At 73.0% G+C, this 13,388-nt stretch carries 12 protein-coding genes; all 12 read right to left on the reverse strand.

What is annotated here, in order from left to right; all coding sequences use genetic code 11:
* Positions 1-14: 14 nt before the first annotated feature.
* The 12 genes from iolD to AB0J74_RS12640 all read right to left on the reverse strand — a co-directional run bounded on the left by iolD (position 15) and on the right by AB0J74_RS12640 (position 13,360).
* Entirely contained in the window at positions 15-1,850 is a 1,836-nt protein-coding gene (gene iolD / locus AB0J74_RS12585; protein ID WP_363447640.1) for a 3D-(3,5/4)-trihydroxycyclohexane-1,2-dione acylhydrolase (decyclizing), read from the reverse strand.
* Entirely contained in the window at positions 1,847-2,677 is an 831-nt protein-coding gene (gene iolB, locus AB0J74_RS12590; protein WP_363447642.1) for a 5-deoxy-glucuronate isomerase, read from the reverse strand. Before iolB ends, iolD begins: the two co-directional genes overlap by 4 nt.
* The gene (locus tag AB0J74_RS12595; RefSeq protein ID WP_363447644.1) at positions 2,674-3,549 is read right to left on the reverse strand and encodes an aldolase; all 876 of its coding nucleotides are present in this window, start codon (positions 3,547-3,549) and stop codon (positions 2,674-2,676) included. Before AB0J74_RS12595 ends, iolB begins: the two co-directional genes overlap by 4 nt.
* Entirely contained in the window at positions 3,542-4,495 is a 954-nt protein-coding gene (iolC, locus tag AB0J74_RS12600; RefSeq protein ID WP_363447646.1) for a 5-dehydro-2-deoxygluconokinase, read from the reverse strand. Before iolC ends, AB0J74_RS12595 begins: the two co-directional genes overlap by 8 nt.
* Positions 4,492-5,346, reverse strand: a complete 855-nt coding sequence (locus AB0J74_RS12605; protein ID WP_363447648.1) for a TIM barrel protein — start codon at positions 5,344-5,346, stop codon at positions 4,492-4,494. The genes iolC and AB0J74_RS12605 overlap by 4 nt, the downstream gene beginning before the upstream one ends.
* Positions 5,347-5,520: 174 nt before the next feature.
* Positions 5,521-6,741: an MFS transporter gene (locus AB0J74_RS12610; protein ID WP_363447650.1), complete on the reverse strand. Its 1,221-nt coding sequence runs from the start codon at positions 6,739-6,741 to the stop codon at positions 5,521-5,523.
* Positions 6,742-7,032: 291 nt separating this feature from the next.
* Entirely contained in the window at positions 7,033-7,713 is a 681-nt protein-coding gene (locus AB0J74_RS12615; protein WP_363447653.1) for a GntR family transcriptional regulator, read from the reverse strand.
* On the reverse strand, positions 7,710-8,537 hold the full coding sequence (locus tag AB0J74_RS12620; RefSeq protein WP_363447655.1) for a DUF4438 domain-containing protein: 828 nt from the start codon (positions 8,535-8,537) through the stop codon (positions 7,710-7,712). The genes AB0J74_RS12615 and AB0J74_RS12620 overlap by 4 nt, the downstream gene beginning before the upstream one ends.
* On the reverse strand, positions 8,534-9,388 hold the full coding sequence (locus tag AB0J74_RS12625) for a DUF4438 domain-containing protein (protein WP_363447657.1): 855 nt from the start codon (positions 9,386-9,388) through the stop codon (positions 8,534-8,536). Before AB0J74_RS12625 ends, AB0J74_RS12620 begins: the two co-directional genes overlap by 4 nt.
* Entirely contained in the window at positions 9,388-10,767 is a 1,380-nt protein-coding gene (locus AB0J74_RS12630) for a TldD/PmbA family protein (protein WP_363447659.1), read from the reverse strand. Before AB0J74_RS12630 ends, AB0J74_RS12625 begins: the two co-directional genes overlap by 1 nt.
* Positions 10,767-12,242 carry a TldD/PmbA family protein gene (locus tag AB0J74_RS12635; RefSeq protein WP_363447660.1) on the reverse strand — a complete coding sequence of 492 codons (1,476 nt, stop codon included), beginning with the start codon at positions 12,240-12,242 and terminating at the stop codon, positions 10,767-10,769. The genes AB0J74_RS12630 and AB0J74_RS12635 overlap by 1 nt, the downstream gene beginning before the upstream one ends.
* On the reverse strand, positions 12,239-13,360 hold the full coding sequence (locus AB0J74_RS12640) for a Gfo/Idh/MocA family oxidoreductase (protein WP_363447662.1): 1,122 nt from the start codon (positions 13,358-13,360) through the stop codon (positions 12,239-12,241). The genes AB0J74_RS12635 and AB0J74_RS12640 overlap by 4 nt, the downstream gene beginning before the upstream one ends.
* Between the last annotated feature and the right edge of the window lie 28 nt (positions 13,361-13,388).

A 13,388-nucleotide genomic window follows, 5' to 3' on the forward strand; every position in this document is an offset into this window, starting at 1 on the left:
CCCCCAGGCGCCTCTCACAGGTGGTCGCGCTGGGCCCGCTTGGCCTTCTCGTACTCGGCGCGGGCCGTGTCGGTGCCGGTGGTCCGGGCCACCTCGGCGACCGGCACGTCCCACCAGGCCTCCGAGTCGGGCGAGCCGACCAGCGGGTCGGTCTCGATGGCGATCACGGTGGTGCGCTCGGACGCCTTGGCCGCGGTCAACGCGGCGCGCAGCCCGTCGATGTCGGCCACGCTGACCGCCTCCGCGCCCAGGCTCGCCGCGTTGGCGGCCAGGTCGGTGGGCAGGTTGCCGCCGGCGCGGTCGTGGTACCAGGTGCCGAAGCGGTCGACCCCGACGGTCTCGGAGAGCGCGCCGATGGAGGCGAAGCCGTGGTTGACCACCAGCACGACGATCAGCTGCACGCCCTCGGCGACCGCGGTGACCAGTTCGCTGGACATCATCAGATAGGAGCCGTCGCCGACCATGACGAAGACGTCACGGTCGGGCGCGGCCAGCTTGACACCGAGGCCGCCGGCGATCTCGTAGCCCATGCAGGAGTAGCCGTACTCGACGTGGTACTGCTTCGGGTCCCGCGGGCGCCACAGCTTGTGCAGGTCGCCGGGCATCGAGCCGGCGGCGCAGACGACCACGCCCCGCTCCCCCGCCGCCTCGTTGACCGCGCCGATCACCGCGCTCTGCGCCGGCAACGGCTGGTGGTCGAGGGCGTACGCCCGGTCCACGGTGTCGTTCCACGCCGCCGTCAACCGCAGGGTCTCGGCCCGGTAGTCCTCGCCGACCCGCCAGTCGCCGAGCGCCGCGTCGATGGCCGCCAGCCCGGCCCGCGCGTCGGCCACAAGGGACAGTCCACTGTGTTTGGCCGCGTCGAACGAGGCGACGTTGAGGTTGACGAACCGCACGCCCGGCGCCGCGAACAGGGTGCGGGAGGCGGTGGTGAAGTCGGAGTAGCGGGTGCCGACGCCGATCACCAGGTCGGCTTCGGCCGCGAGCTGGTTGGCCGCGGTCGTGCCGGTGGCGCCGATCGCACCGACCGCGCTCGGATGCCCGTGCCGCAGCGCGCCCTTGCCGGCCTGGGTCTCGCCGACCGGGATCCCCGTGCGAGACGCGAATGCCGCCAGCGCCTCCGTCGCCTCCGCGTAGATGACGCCGCCGCCGGCGACGATCAGCGGCCGCTCGGCGGCGCGGATCGCCTCGACCGCCCGGTCCAGCGCCGCCGGCTCCGGCACGGCCCGCGGCACGTGCCAGACCCGGCGCTCCAGGAACCCGTCGGGCCAGTCGTAGGCCTCGACCTGCACGTCCTGCGGCAGCGCCAGGGTCACCGCGCCGGTCTCGACCGGGTCGGTGAGCACCCGCATCGCCCGCAGCGCGGCCTCGACGAGTTGCCCGGGCCGGCTGATCCGGTCGAAGTAGCGGGACACCGGCCGCAGGCAGTCGTTGACCGAGACGTCGCCGGCGTACGGCAGTTCCAACTGCTGCAGGACCGGATCGGCGACCCGGGTGGCGAACGTGTCCCCCGGCAGCAGCAGCACCGGCAGCCGGTTGATGGTCGCGCCGGCGGCGCCGGTGACCATGTTGGTCGCGCCCGGCCCGATCGAGGTCGTGCAGGCGAAGGTGGCCAGCCGGTTGGTCGTCCGGGCGTACGCCGCCGCGGTGTGCACCATCGCCTGCTCGTTGCGGGCCAGGTGATAGGGCATCCGGTCGGCGTTCTCGCGCAGCGCCTGGCCCATGCCGGCCAGGTTGCCGTGGCCGAAGATGCCGAAGCAGCCGGCGAAGAACCGCCGCCGCTGCCCGTCGCGCTCGGTCTCCTGCGCGGCGAGGAACCGGACCAGGGCCTGTGCCACCGTGAGTCTCATGCGGGCCTCCCGTAGAACGGAACGCGCGGGTCGGTCGCCTGGGCCGCCCAGGTGTCGCGGATCCAGGCGTGCGCGGGGTCGTCGCGGAACCGCCAGGCCCGGTCGCCCGGCCCGGCCATCACGTTGAGGTAGTAGAGGTCGTAGCCGGGTGCGGCCATCGACGGCCCGTGCCAGCCGTGCGGCACCAGCACCACGTCGCCGCTGCGTACCTCGGCGAGCACGTCGATCTCCCGGCCGGGGCTGCTGGTGTAGACCCGCTGGTAGCCGGCGCCGCCGCGGGCCACCTCGAAGTAGTAGATCTCCTCGAGCTCCGTCTCGTCAGGACGGTGCTCGTCGTGCTTGTGCGGCGGGTAGCTGGACCAGTTGCCGCCCGGGGTGAGCACCTCGACCACCATGAGCTGCCGGCAGGCGAAGGACGACGCGTCGGCCAGGTTGTTGACCTGGCGCGTGGCCGACCCGGCGCCCCGCACCTCGACCGGCACCTCGGCGGCGGGGCGGTAGCGCACCGGGAGGCCCGGCGAGGCCGCCGCCGAGGCGACCGCGAACCGACCACCGGCCGCGCTGGCCACGGTGACCTCGGTGCCCGGCGGCACGTAACACAGGTCGGTGGCCGCGGTGAACACGTCCGGCCGCCCGTGCAGCGTCACGACCTCACCGTCGCAGGTCAACGACGCGGCGCCGGCCAGCGGCACGACGACGGCCTCGGTGCCGCCGGTCGCCCAACCGGTCGACTCACCGGCGGCGAGTGTGACGATCCGCAGGCCCGTGTGCCGCCAGCCGTCGCCGTCCGGCGTGACCTCGGCGCACTGCGGGCGATACCAGTTCACAGCAGGCTCACCGCCGTGTCGACGGCGGCCGCCACGTCGTCGTGGGGCGGGTAGAGCAGCGTCCGGCCGACCACCAGCCCGCGCACGGTCGGCAGCCGCAGTGCCTTCTGCCAGGACGCGTAGGTCTCCTCGGGCGCCTCGCCCGGATCGCCGCCGAGCAGCAGCGCCGGCAGCGTGCTGGCGGTCATCACCCGCTCCATCTCGGCCACCACCGGCACCTTGAGCCAGGTGTAGGCGGACGTCGTGCCGAGCCCCTGCGCGATCGCGATCGAGCGGATCACCGCATCGGGCGACAGGTCGTTGACCGCCCGGCCGGCCTCGTCGCGGCGGACCCAGAACGGCTCGACCATCGCCATCAGCCGGTTGGCGGCCAGCCCGTTGACCGCGTTGCCGCAACCCTCCAGGGTCGCGGCCGTGGCCGGGTCGCCGGGGTCGATCCGGAGCAGCATCTTGCCGCCGTCGAGGTTGCCGGCGACCAGCGAGTCGGCGCTGTAGGCGGTGAACCGGTCGTCGATCTCGAAGGCCGTGCCGGGTATCCCGCCGCGGTTCATCGAGCCGATCACCACCTTGCCGTCGAGCGCGCCGAGCAGCAGCAGGTCTTCGACCAGGTCCGGGGTGCCCAGCACCCCGTCGACGCCCGGCCGCGACAGGGCGAGCAGGATCCGGTCGAGCAGGTCGACGCGGTCGGCCATGGCCATCCTCCGGCCGCCGGCCGAAAACGCGCCGCGGGCCGGGTGGTCGGCCGCGATCAGCATCAGCCGGCCGCGCCCGGCCAGCAGCGGACGGCGCTGCCGGGCGGCGGCCGTCTCCGCGAGCCGCTCGGGCTCCTCCGCGCGGGTCCGGATCAGCTCCCGCAGCGTGTCGTCACGCATCGTCACTCATCGCCGAGACCAGCTCCTCCACCTCTCGGGAGGTCGGCATGTCGGGAGCGCAGGCGAGCCGGGCGGCGACGTAGGCACCGGCCGCGTTGGCGAACGAGAGCACCCGGGCCAGCGGCCAGCCGGCGAGCAGCCCGTGGCAGAGCGCGCCGCCGAACGCGTCGCCGGCGCCGAGGCCGTTGACCACGTCGACCCGCAGCGGCAGCACCCGGACCGTCTCGGTCGCGGTCACGCCGAGCACGCCGTCGCCGCCGAGCTTCACGACGGCCAACTCCAGACCCTGGGCGAGCAGCGCGGCGGCGGCCCGCTCGGGGTCCTCTTCGCCGGTGGCGACCGCGCACTCCTCGGCGTTGCCGACCGCGACCGTGACCAGCGGCAGCGCTTCACGGAAGGCGGCGCCGGCCGCGGCCCCGTCCGGCCAGAACTGGGCCCGGTAGTCGAGGTCGAGGATGGTCAGTGGGGCCCGCTCGCGGGCCCGCAGTGCGGTCAGGTGCGCCGACCGGCTGGGCTCGGCGGACAGGCCGGTGCCGGTCAGCCAGAGCACGCCGGCCGTGCGCAGCGCGTCGAGGTCGAGGCCGGCCGGATCGATCCGCAGGTCGGGCGCGGTCGGGTAACGGTAGAAGTAGATCGGGAAATGGTCCGGCGGGAAGATCTCGCAGAACGTGACCGGTGTCGGCAGGTCGGGCACCGTCGACACCCAGCGGTCGTCGACCCCGTAGCCGCGCAACTGGTCGTGCAGGTATTCGCCGAACGGGTCGGCGCCGGTCCCGCTGACCAGGGCCACCCGCCGGCCGTGCCGGGCCGCGGCGACCGAGACGTTGGCCGCGGTGCCGCCGAGCGACTTGGCGAACGTGCGCACCGCGGCGAGCTTCACCCCGATCTGCTCGGGATAGAGGTCGACACCGAGCCGACCCATCGCGACGACCTCGAACGGCGTCATGCGGCAACCGTCCGCAGGTGCGCGAGGCTTCGGCGGACGTCCGCGATCGGCCCTTCGCCCGCGGCGGGTTCCGCGTCGAGCATCGTGTCCTGCTCCAACACGTACCAGCCGGCGTAGCCGGCGGCGGTCAGCGCCGCGACGATGGCGGCGACGTCGACGTCTCCGTCGCCCAGCGGCCGGTACATCCCGGCCCGGACCGCGTCGGCGTAACTGACCTCGCCGGCCCGCACCCGCGCCGCGGACGCCGCGTCGACGTCTTTGAGGTGGACGTGGGCGATCCGGCCGGGCACCTCACGGGCCAGCGCCGCCGGGTCGGTGCCGCCGGCCAGCAGGTGCCCGGTGTCGAGGCAGAGCGGGATGGCCGAGCCGTCGAGCACCCGGCGTACCTCGTCGGTGCGTTCCACCATCGTGCCCACGTGCGGATGCAGGGTGGCGGTCACGGCGCGGTCGGCGGCGGCGGCGTCGAGCCGGTCGAGGTTGCCGAGCAGCGTCCGCCAGCCCTGCTCGTCGAGGTCGGGGTGCTCGTCGTAACCGCCGGCGCCGGTCGCCGCGGCCAGCACGAGCACACCGGACCAGGCGGTCAGCGCCCGGACGACCCCCGGCACCGGGTCGTGGCCGGGATCGTGCAGGACCACCGGGACGAAGCCGCCGGCCACCTCGAGGTGGTGCCGGCCGAGCAGTTCGGCCCGCTCGGCCGGATCGGCGGGCAGGTAGCCGTCGGGTCCGAGTTCGGTCGCGGTCAGCCCCAGCGCGGACATCTCTCCCAGCACCCGGTCGGCGGGCAGGCGGTGTCCCCACCCGGGTGCTTCGCAGACGCCCCACGAGATCGGTGCTCCGGCCACCCGGATCACGGCCCCACCTCCGTCAGCTCGACCGGCCTATTCTCCCGCGCGACAGGTCCGCGGCCGCTCCGATGCGTCCCGCGCCGATCAGACCGATACGCATGTCGCGAGTCTGTCCGCGCCGCGGAGTTCGTGTCAAGCGTTTGTCAGGACATGCTGATGTCCAAATGATCTCCAGGTGCGCTAGCCCAGATCCCTGCCCAGCCGCGCGAGCGGCGACAACGCCATGAGCAGCGGTGAGAGCAGCATCCCGGCGGCCGTCACCGCCAGGCTGGTGCGCAGGCCCCACTGGGTCGCCAGGAGACCGCCCAGCACCGAGCCGAGCGGGGCCGTGCCCATGCCGGCGAACGTGATCGTCGCCGCCACGCGGCCCTGCATCTCGTTCGGGGTCAGTGCCTGCCGCACGACCATGACCGTGACGTTGACGAGTTGGCCGAACGCGCCGAAGACCAGGTTCGCCGCCACCAGCGAGGGTACGGTCGCCGTTGCCGCGCTGTGCAGGGTCGGCACGATCAGCAGTGCGCCGTCGCCGATCGCCGCGGCACCCACCAGCACCGGGCCGTAGCCCCACCTCGCCGGCAGGCGGGCCGCGAGCAAGGAGCCGACCAGGGCACCCGGGCCGGTCGCCGCCAGGACCAGACCGGTGGTGGCGCCGGACAGGTGCAGGTCGCGCGGCAGGAACAACAGGTAGGCGGTCATCGTGGCGGCGAAGCTGAACTGGAAGGCCGCCGACGCGAGGCACACCGTCCGCAGCGCGGCGTCCGCGGCCACGAAGCGGACCCCCTCGCCGATCTGTCGCAAGATCCGATGTGGACGTCGCGCCGGCGTCGGCTCGTCGGGGCGGATCCGCACCATGGAGAGGAACGACAGTACGAAGAACAGGGCGGTGGCGATGATTCCGACCGACGACGATGCCAGCGCACCGGCCAGCGCGGGGCCGGCGATCTGGGCGCCGGAGCGGCTGCCCTCGATCGCGCTGTTGGCCCGGGCCAACTGGTCGCGGCGGAACAGCCGGACCATCGACGCCTGGTAGGCCACGTCGAAGAACACCGACAGGCTGCCGACGGCGAACGCGACCGCCAGCAGCGCGGGCATCTCGAGGCCGCCGAGGTGGGCCGCCACGAACGCCCCGGTCAGGGCCACGGCCCGGCCGAGATCGGCCAGCACCATCACGGTCCGGGTGCGCCAGCGGTCGACCCAGGCGCCCACCAGGAGCGGCAACAGGAGCAGCGGCGCCTGGCCGACCGCGCGCAGGGCACCGACCTGGTCGGGCCGGGCGCCGAGGGTGAGCACCGCGATCAGCGGCAGCACCACCAGGGCGGCCTGCTCGCCGAGTTGCGACGCGGTCTGGCCGGCCCAGAGCCGGCGGAAATCTGGATCAAGGCGGAGCGAGGAGGCAGGCACAGGGACCCCTTGGACAAGGCTGTGCCGCGCTGATCGGGGCGGCACGCGAGGCGGACCGGCCGGAAACGGCCTGGAGCGTCAACGCGTGCGCGAGCGACCGGGCATCCTCAACTCTTCTCCGCGTGTGCCTGAAGACGGCGGGGCAACTCCACGCGGTGGCCCTCGAAAGGGGCGCCCGCGTCCAGCGCGACCAGGGTAGCCGGCGGCATCCCGACCCCGCGCATCAATTCCAGGACCCAGCGCCGCCGAAGATCGCATCGCGCCACCCGAGGAGCACCGCCCCAGAGGCAATCAGGAGGCGGTGCCGGCTCCCCGGCTGAGCATGCCGGCCTCGGCCATGTCGTCGACCGTGCCCAGGTAGTGCTCTTCCATCGCGGCCACGATCTCGTCGATCGTGCCGACGCCGAAGATGTCGACCAGGAGTTGGTGGCGGCGGACGGCCTCGTCCAGGGCGATGTGTTGCCGGTCGATCGACGAGCGCATCAGCGCGCCCATCTGGGCGTCGAGCATCCGCCACAGGGAGCCCAGTCGGTGCCGGCCGGAGGCGTCGATGATGCAGCCGTGGAACTCGGTGTCGAGGTCGATCATGCGGGCCACGTCGCCGGACTCGGCGGCCTCGCCCATCCGGGCGACGACCTTCTTCATCGCCACGATGAGGTCGGAGCGCTCGCTGACGCTGCGGGCGGCGCCCGCCTCCAGCACGAACCTCGCGTAGCAGGCGTCCCGGATGTCCTCGTAGGCCATCCGGGTGACGATGCTGTGCCGGCGCGGCGAGATGTCGACCAGGCCCTCGACCGACAGTTGCCGCAACGCCTCGCGGACCGTCGATCGGCTGACGCCGAGTTCCTCGGCGATGTTGGCCTCGATCAGCCGCTGGCCGGCCGCGAAGTCGTTGTTGAGGATCCGCCGGCGCAGCAACAGGTAGACGCTCTCCGGCAGGGATCTGTGCAGGACAGACGCTGGATCGCTCATGGCCGGGAGTTTAGGTGGTCGGGACGGAGCATGGGCAAGGCGTCGACCGCGATCGTGACCGGCAGGTTCTCCGCCGGCGCGCAGAGGATCGGCATCAGCCCCGGCCCATGCCCCGGCAACGGGCTGCCACCGTGCACGATCAACCCGATCGTGCGGTAGCCGCGCCGGTAGCCGGCGTTGTGCCGCACGTCGAGGTCGTCGACCGCGACCAGGTCGCCGAGCCGCAGGCCGGGGTCGGTCGCCGGGGTGAGCTGCAGGTCGATGTCCCACATCTGGGCCGGACGACCGATCCCGTTCCCGGCGTACGAGGACGGCAGCACCGCCCGCACGACCGCGGACACGGAACCGTCGCCGATCGTCAGCGGCAGCAGTGACAACGCACCTGGGTCGGCGTTCATCAGCACCACGCCCGCGATCGAGGCGCCCTGCCCGGAGCCACGCACCATGATCGGGTCACCCGGCACCAGCCGCGCCAGCACGTCGTCCGGGAACACGACGATGACCCGGCCCTCCTCGCCGCGCTTGCCGAGCACGAAGCCCTCGGCACCGGCCGCCGCGCCGCCGCGGACGACCGCGCGGTTGCCGAAGCAGGCGAAGGCGGTCAACGCGTGCCGCGCGGCCTGGTCCGCGTGCGCCAGCGTGACCCCGGGTGCGACGTGGTCGCCGTCGACGTCGAACACCCCGTCACCGACGTGTACGCCCAGCACCACCCCGCTGTCGCCGACCGGCACGTAGGGCCGGCCGTCGGCGTCGATCAGGTAGGGCGAGCCCGGCATGGTGGGTGTCTCCACCACTCCGGACAGGTTCACCGCAACGGTGGTCACAGGAGTCCTCCCAGGCAGGCGTCGGGGTCGTCGACGATGTGGAACGCTTCGGCGGGGCCGGACAGGATGCTGCTCGGCCCGGGCCCGTGCCCGTACAGGCGGCAGTGTCCGGTGCTGATCACGCCGATGGTCAGGTAGCCGGGCCGGAACCCGCGGCCGAAACGGTGGTCGCTGTCCTCCAGCACCACCAGGTCGCCGATCCGCAGCGACTCCAGACCGAGGGACAGGTCCTCACCCTGACCGGCGTACGCGCCCATCAGGTCGGTGTTGGCGAACTCCGAGACCATCCCCGCACCGGCGCCGACCGCGACAGCCGGCACCCGCGCGGCGACGCCGACCTCGAGCCGGCCGTCGGCGCGGGTGCGCACCGGCAGCCGGTCGAGCAGCCCCGGGTCGAGGTTCTTGGCCACCACGTCGGGGTGGTCGAGCAGCTTGAGCCCCTGGCCCCGGGCCGCCACAGTGACCTGGTCTCCGGTGCTGACCTGGGCCAACTCCTCTTCGACCAGGTCGACCAGCACGTACGCGTGCTGTCCGATGACCTTCCCGGTGAAACCGGCGGCCGGCCCGCTGCGCACCGTGACGGTGTTGCCGACACAGCTCAGGAACTGCAGGGCCATGTTGGCGCCGGCGTCGCGGTGCCGGACCGACAGGCCGGGCTCGAGGTGGTCGGCCTCGTAGCCGGTGGCCCGATCACCCGGGTGTACGCCGAGGGTTACCCCGCCCATGCCGGGCAGCAGGAACGGGGTCCCGTCGGCGTCGACCCGGTAGCCGTGCCGGTCGGCCAGGGCGGGCCAGACCTCACCGGCGAGGATCTGGGTCACCAGGCGGTCGGCGTTGGTACGTACGGCCATCAGGCCTCCTCCACGGTCGCGGCACCGAACCGGAAACCGTGCCCGCGCAACGCGGGCGCGGTGACGGCGCCGTTCCACACGTTCATCACCGGTTGGGACCGGCGCGCCGAACCGACCCCGTCGACGGTGCCGAGGAAGTCGAGGATCGAGTGGGTGAACCGGGCCCCGGCGACCGGCGCGGCCAGCTTGCCGTCGCTGATCAGGAAGCAGCCGTCGCGGCTGACCCCGGTAATCGTCGCGGTGACCCGGTCGACGAGGCGGGTGTACCAGAACCGCTGCACGTAGATGCCGTTCTCGACACCGGCGATCAGCTCGGCCTCGGTGGCGTCGCCGGCGTCCATCACCATGTTGGCCGCGACCGGCGTGGGCACCTCCTCGCGGGCGATGTGCGCGTGCCCGGTCGAGGCGGTGCCGAGCGCGGCCGCGGTGGCCAGGTTGGTGACCGCCTCCCCGACGACGCCCCGGGTCAGCAGCGGCACGCGCCGCTTCGGCGTGCCCTCCATGTCGAACCCGATCGGCAGGCCGATCGCCGTCGTGGCGTCGTCGGCCACGGTGACCAGCGACGAGGCCACCTGCTGACCTGGGCGCCGCGCCACGAGCCCGACCCCGGCGGCCGCGAGCTCACCGGAGAAGCCGGCGTCCTCGAGGAAGGAGAGCAGCTCCCCGGCGGCTTGCGGGCCGAGCACGATCGTGTAGTGGCCGTCGGGCACCGGAATGCGGCCCTGGCCGGCGACGGCCTCGGCGATGGTGCGCTCGACGCTGGCGGCCAGATCGATCGCGCCGACCGACCGGTGCAGGTCGATCCAGTGCGAGGTGCCGTCGGCGACGGTGGCGGTCAGCGTGCCGAGCGCCTCGGTGGCCAGCGCGTGGTGCGCGACGCCGGCCGAGTTGACGACCGCGATCTGGGTCAGCGCCCGGCCGAACATGCCGGCGGCGTCACCGCCCGCGGCGGCCGCACCGCGCATGGTCTGCCCGGCCGCGGTGGCCCGGGCGGCGGCGTCGAAGGCCGCCGTGTCGTCGTGCCACAGGGACACGTCGGCAGCGACGGCCGGCAGGGCGACGCCGGCCGAGCCGGCCTTTCCCCCGGCCCGCTGCGCCAGCGCCCGGGCGGCGGTCGCGGCCCGGTCGACGGCCTCGGACAGGCCGGCCAGGGTGCCGGTGGCGGCCCGGGCGGCATGGCCGTCGACGATCGCGCGGACCGAGAACTGGGTCTCCAGGATGTCCTGCGGCTGGTGCACCCGGCCGCCGGCGAACCGGGTGTATTCGCCGGCCCGGCCGAGCAGGGTGATCTCGACGGCGTCGGCGGTCGGCACCTTGGCTGCGGCCGCGAGTTGGTCGAGCAGTCCGTCCGGGGCCACCGGTGGGGCGAACGAGGTCATCAGGCCACTCCGATCCGCAGGTCACGCACCAACATCGGGGAGGCGCCGTGGCTCAGGAAGCCCCACTGCTTGGGCTCGCCCTTGCCGCACGGGTAGCCGAAGGCCCGGAACTCCCCCGGCCCGGCGACGGCTTCCACCGAGCCCCAGAACTGCGGAGTCACCCCGCCGTAGGAGAAGTTCTTCAGCAGCCGGCCGCGGCGGCCACGCTTGACCTCGTACGCCACCTCGGTGCCGAACTGGAAGTTGAGCCGCTGGTTGTCGATCGACCAGCTGCGGTTGTCGTCGATGTAGTAGCCGTCGCCCATCCGGTCGAGGAGCTCGTCGAGGCTGCCGCCGTCGCCGGGCTCCAGGTAGACGTGGGTGGAGAAGCAGACCGGCAGGTAGGCCCAGCCGTCCGAGCGGGCCGCGCCGGTCAGCGCGAGACCCGAGCGGGCCGCGGAGTCGCGGGTGGACAGCGTGTTGCGCACGATCCCGCGGTCGATCAGGGCCGCGCGGCGGGCCGGCGTGCCCTCGTCGTCGAACGCGAAGCTGCCCCGGGTGCCCGGGACGGTCGGGTCCGAGGCGATGGTCACGGCGTCGGAGCCGTAGCGCAGCGAGCCGACGTCGCTCGCCTTGATGAACGAGGTGCCCGCGTAGTTGGCCTCGTCGCCGAGGATCCGGTCGAGTTCCAGGGCGTGCCCGGCCGACTCGTGGATCTGCAACGAGACCTGCTGGGCACCGATGACCACGTCGGCGTAGCCGCGCGGCGCCAGCGGTGCGGTCAGCAGCGCGACCGCCTCCTCGCCGACCCGGCCGGCGTTGTCGAGCATCGCCAGCGAGGCCAGGTACTCCCAGCCGGCGCCGGCGGTGTTGCCGTGGAACGAGTTGGGGTAGCTGCGCCGCTGCACGTCACCGTTGCCGGCCGCGGTCACGACGAGCATCGCGCCGGTCTCCAGCAGGTGCTGGTGCTGGCGGGAACCCTCGGTGTTGGCGAAGTGCCGGTGCTGCCGCTTGGCGTTGACGCCGGCCTGGGCCGCGGCCACCTCGGCGGGCGCGCTGGCCGCGCCGAGCCACGAGGCCAGCAGGTCGTGCCGGGCACCGGTGTCCACGGTGAACGGGTCGACCTCGGCCGCCGTCTCGTAGCGGCCGCTGACCGCGGGCTGCGGCGGTAGCGAGACCGGCTTGCCGCTGCCGGCCAACGCCACCGCCGACGCGTACGCCGACCGGGCCGCCGTGGCGGCGTCGGCGTACGACGCGAGTGGCCGGGCGGCGAACCCCCACTGCCCGCCGACCAGCACCCGCACCCCGATCCCGACGTTCTGCTCGATCCGCTCGTCGGGGTCGGCGCCCAGCTGTGCGTAGGAGCGCAGCTCCTCACACTCGATCAAGCGCGCGTCCGCGTAATCGACCCGGCCGTCCACAGTGTCCAGAGCGGACTCGAGGATCGCGCGGGCGCCCGCGTCATCGGCGAGCGCCCCCCACTGATGTGCGCTCATGCCGATTCCAGCGGGAACGACACCCACGCGCGGTCGCGGAAGGACTTCTCGAAGGCGTTGATGGTCTCCTGCACCAGCGCGCCCTGCGCGAAGTCGCCCTGGTTGACCGCGCTGCCGGAGAGGATCTCGGTGGTGAAGTCGGCGCAGAGGTTCGAGTAGAACAGGAAGTCCCAGTCCTCGCGGCTGTGCCCGCCCTCCGGGAAGAACTCCTGCGGAATCTCCCGCTCGACGAACTCGACCGAGCCCTTGGTGGCCGTCTTGATGGTCTGGCAGATGCCGAACTCCTCGACCAGCCGCACGATGATGGCGCCCTCGGAGCCGAAGATGCGCGCCTCGATGCCGGGGAAGTTGCCGACGGTCACGTACGACGACTGGATCGAGGCCAGCACGCCGTTGTCGAACTCGCCGATCCACATGTCGCCGTCGTCGATGTTGAGCCGCTGCACCAGGCCGGTGTCGCGGACCATCCGCTCGGGCACGAAGTTGCGCATGGTGCCGACGACGGAGGTCAGGTTGCCGCCGCTCCACCAGTGCATGATGTCGATGATCGGCGCGCCGTAGCCCTCGATCGACGAGGTGGTGAGCACGTTGGGGTCCGCGTTCGGGTCGACCTGGCGCATCGGGGTGGCCGGGTCGATCCACTGGCTGTTCTGCTCGTACCCGTTGAAGATGTACGGGGTTCCGACGAAGCCGGCGTCGATCAGGCTCTTGGCGTACTGCACGGCCGGTGCGTAGCGGAAGGTGAAGCCCAGCTTGGTCTTCAGTCCCTTGCTGCGGGCCAGTTCGGCCAGCGCCCGGGTCTGCCGGTTGTCGTGGTGCACCGGCTTCTCGCACAGCACGTGCTTGCCCGCGTCGAGGGCCGCCGCGGAGATCTCGTAGTGCACCCGGTTGGCGGTGGCCACGTCGACGACGTCGACCTCCGGGTCGTCGAGCAGCTCACGATAGTCAGTGACCAGCTTCTTGACGCCGAACCGCTCGCCCGCCTCGGCGAGCGCGGTGGGGTCGGTATCCGCGAGCCCGACGACCTCGACGCGCGGGTCGCGCTGCCAGCCGGGAATGTGGGCACGCTGGGCCCAGCGGCCCGCGCCGGCTACGGCCACGCGCAGCTTGTCACTCATGGTGTTTCCTTTCCGTTTGCGATTCCGG

This window comes from Asanoa sp. NPDC049573 (assembly GCF_040676615.1).
In the GTDB taxonomy this organism is placed as follows: Bacteria; Actinomycetota; Actinomycetes; order Mycobacteriales; family Micromonosporaceae; genus Asanoa.

Bases quoted from the DNA above. Each gene is read 5' to 3' on its own strand.
- iolC (WP_363447646.1), bottom strand. From the start codon at position 4,495: ATGACGCCGTTCGAGGTCGTCGCGATGGGTCGGCTCGGTGTCGACCTC.
- AB0J74_RS12615 (WP_363447653.1), bottom strand. From the start codon at position 7,713: ATGAGCGATCCAGCGTCTGTCCTGCACAGATCCCTGCCGGAGAGCGTC.
- AB0J74_RS12625 (WP_363447657.1), bottom strand. From the start codon at position 9,388: ATGGCCGTACGTACCAACGCCGACCGCCTGGTGACCCAGATCCTCGCC.
- AB0J74_RS12640 (WP_363447662.1), bottom strand. From the start codon at position 13,360: ATGAGTGACAAGCTGCGCGTGGCCGTAGCCGGCGCGGGCCGCTGGGCC.
- AB0J74_RS12630 (WP_363447659.1), bottom strand. From the start codon at position 10,767: ATGACCTCGTTCGCCCCACCGGTGGCCCCGGACGGACTGCTCGACCAA.
- AB0J74_RS12635 (WP_363447660.1), bottom strand. From the start codon at position 12,242: ATGAGCGCACATCAGTGGGGGGCGCTCGCCGATGACGCGGGCGCCCGC.
- iolD (WP_363447640.1), bottom strand. From the start codon at position 1,850: ATGAGACTCACGGTGGCACAGGCCCTGGTCCGGTTCCTCGCCGCGCAG.
- AB0J74_RS12595 (WP_363447644.1), bottom strand. From the start codon at position 3,549: ATGCGTGACGACACGCTGCGGGAGCTGATCCGGACCCGCGCGGAGGAG.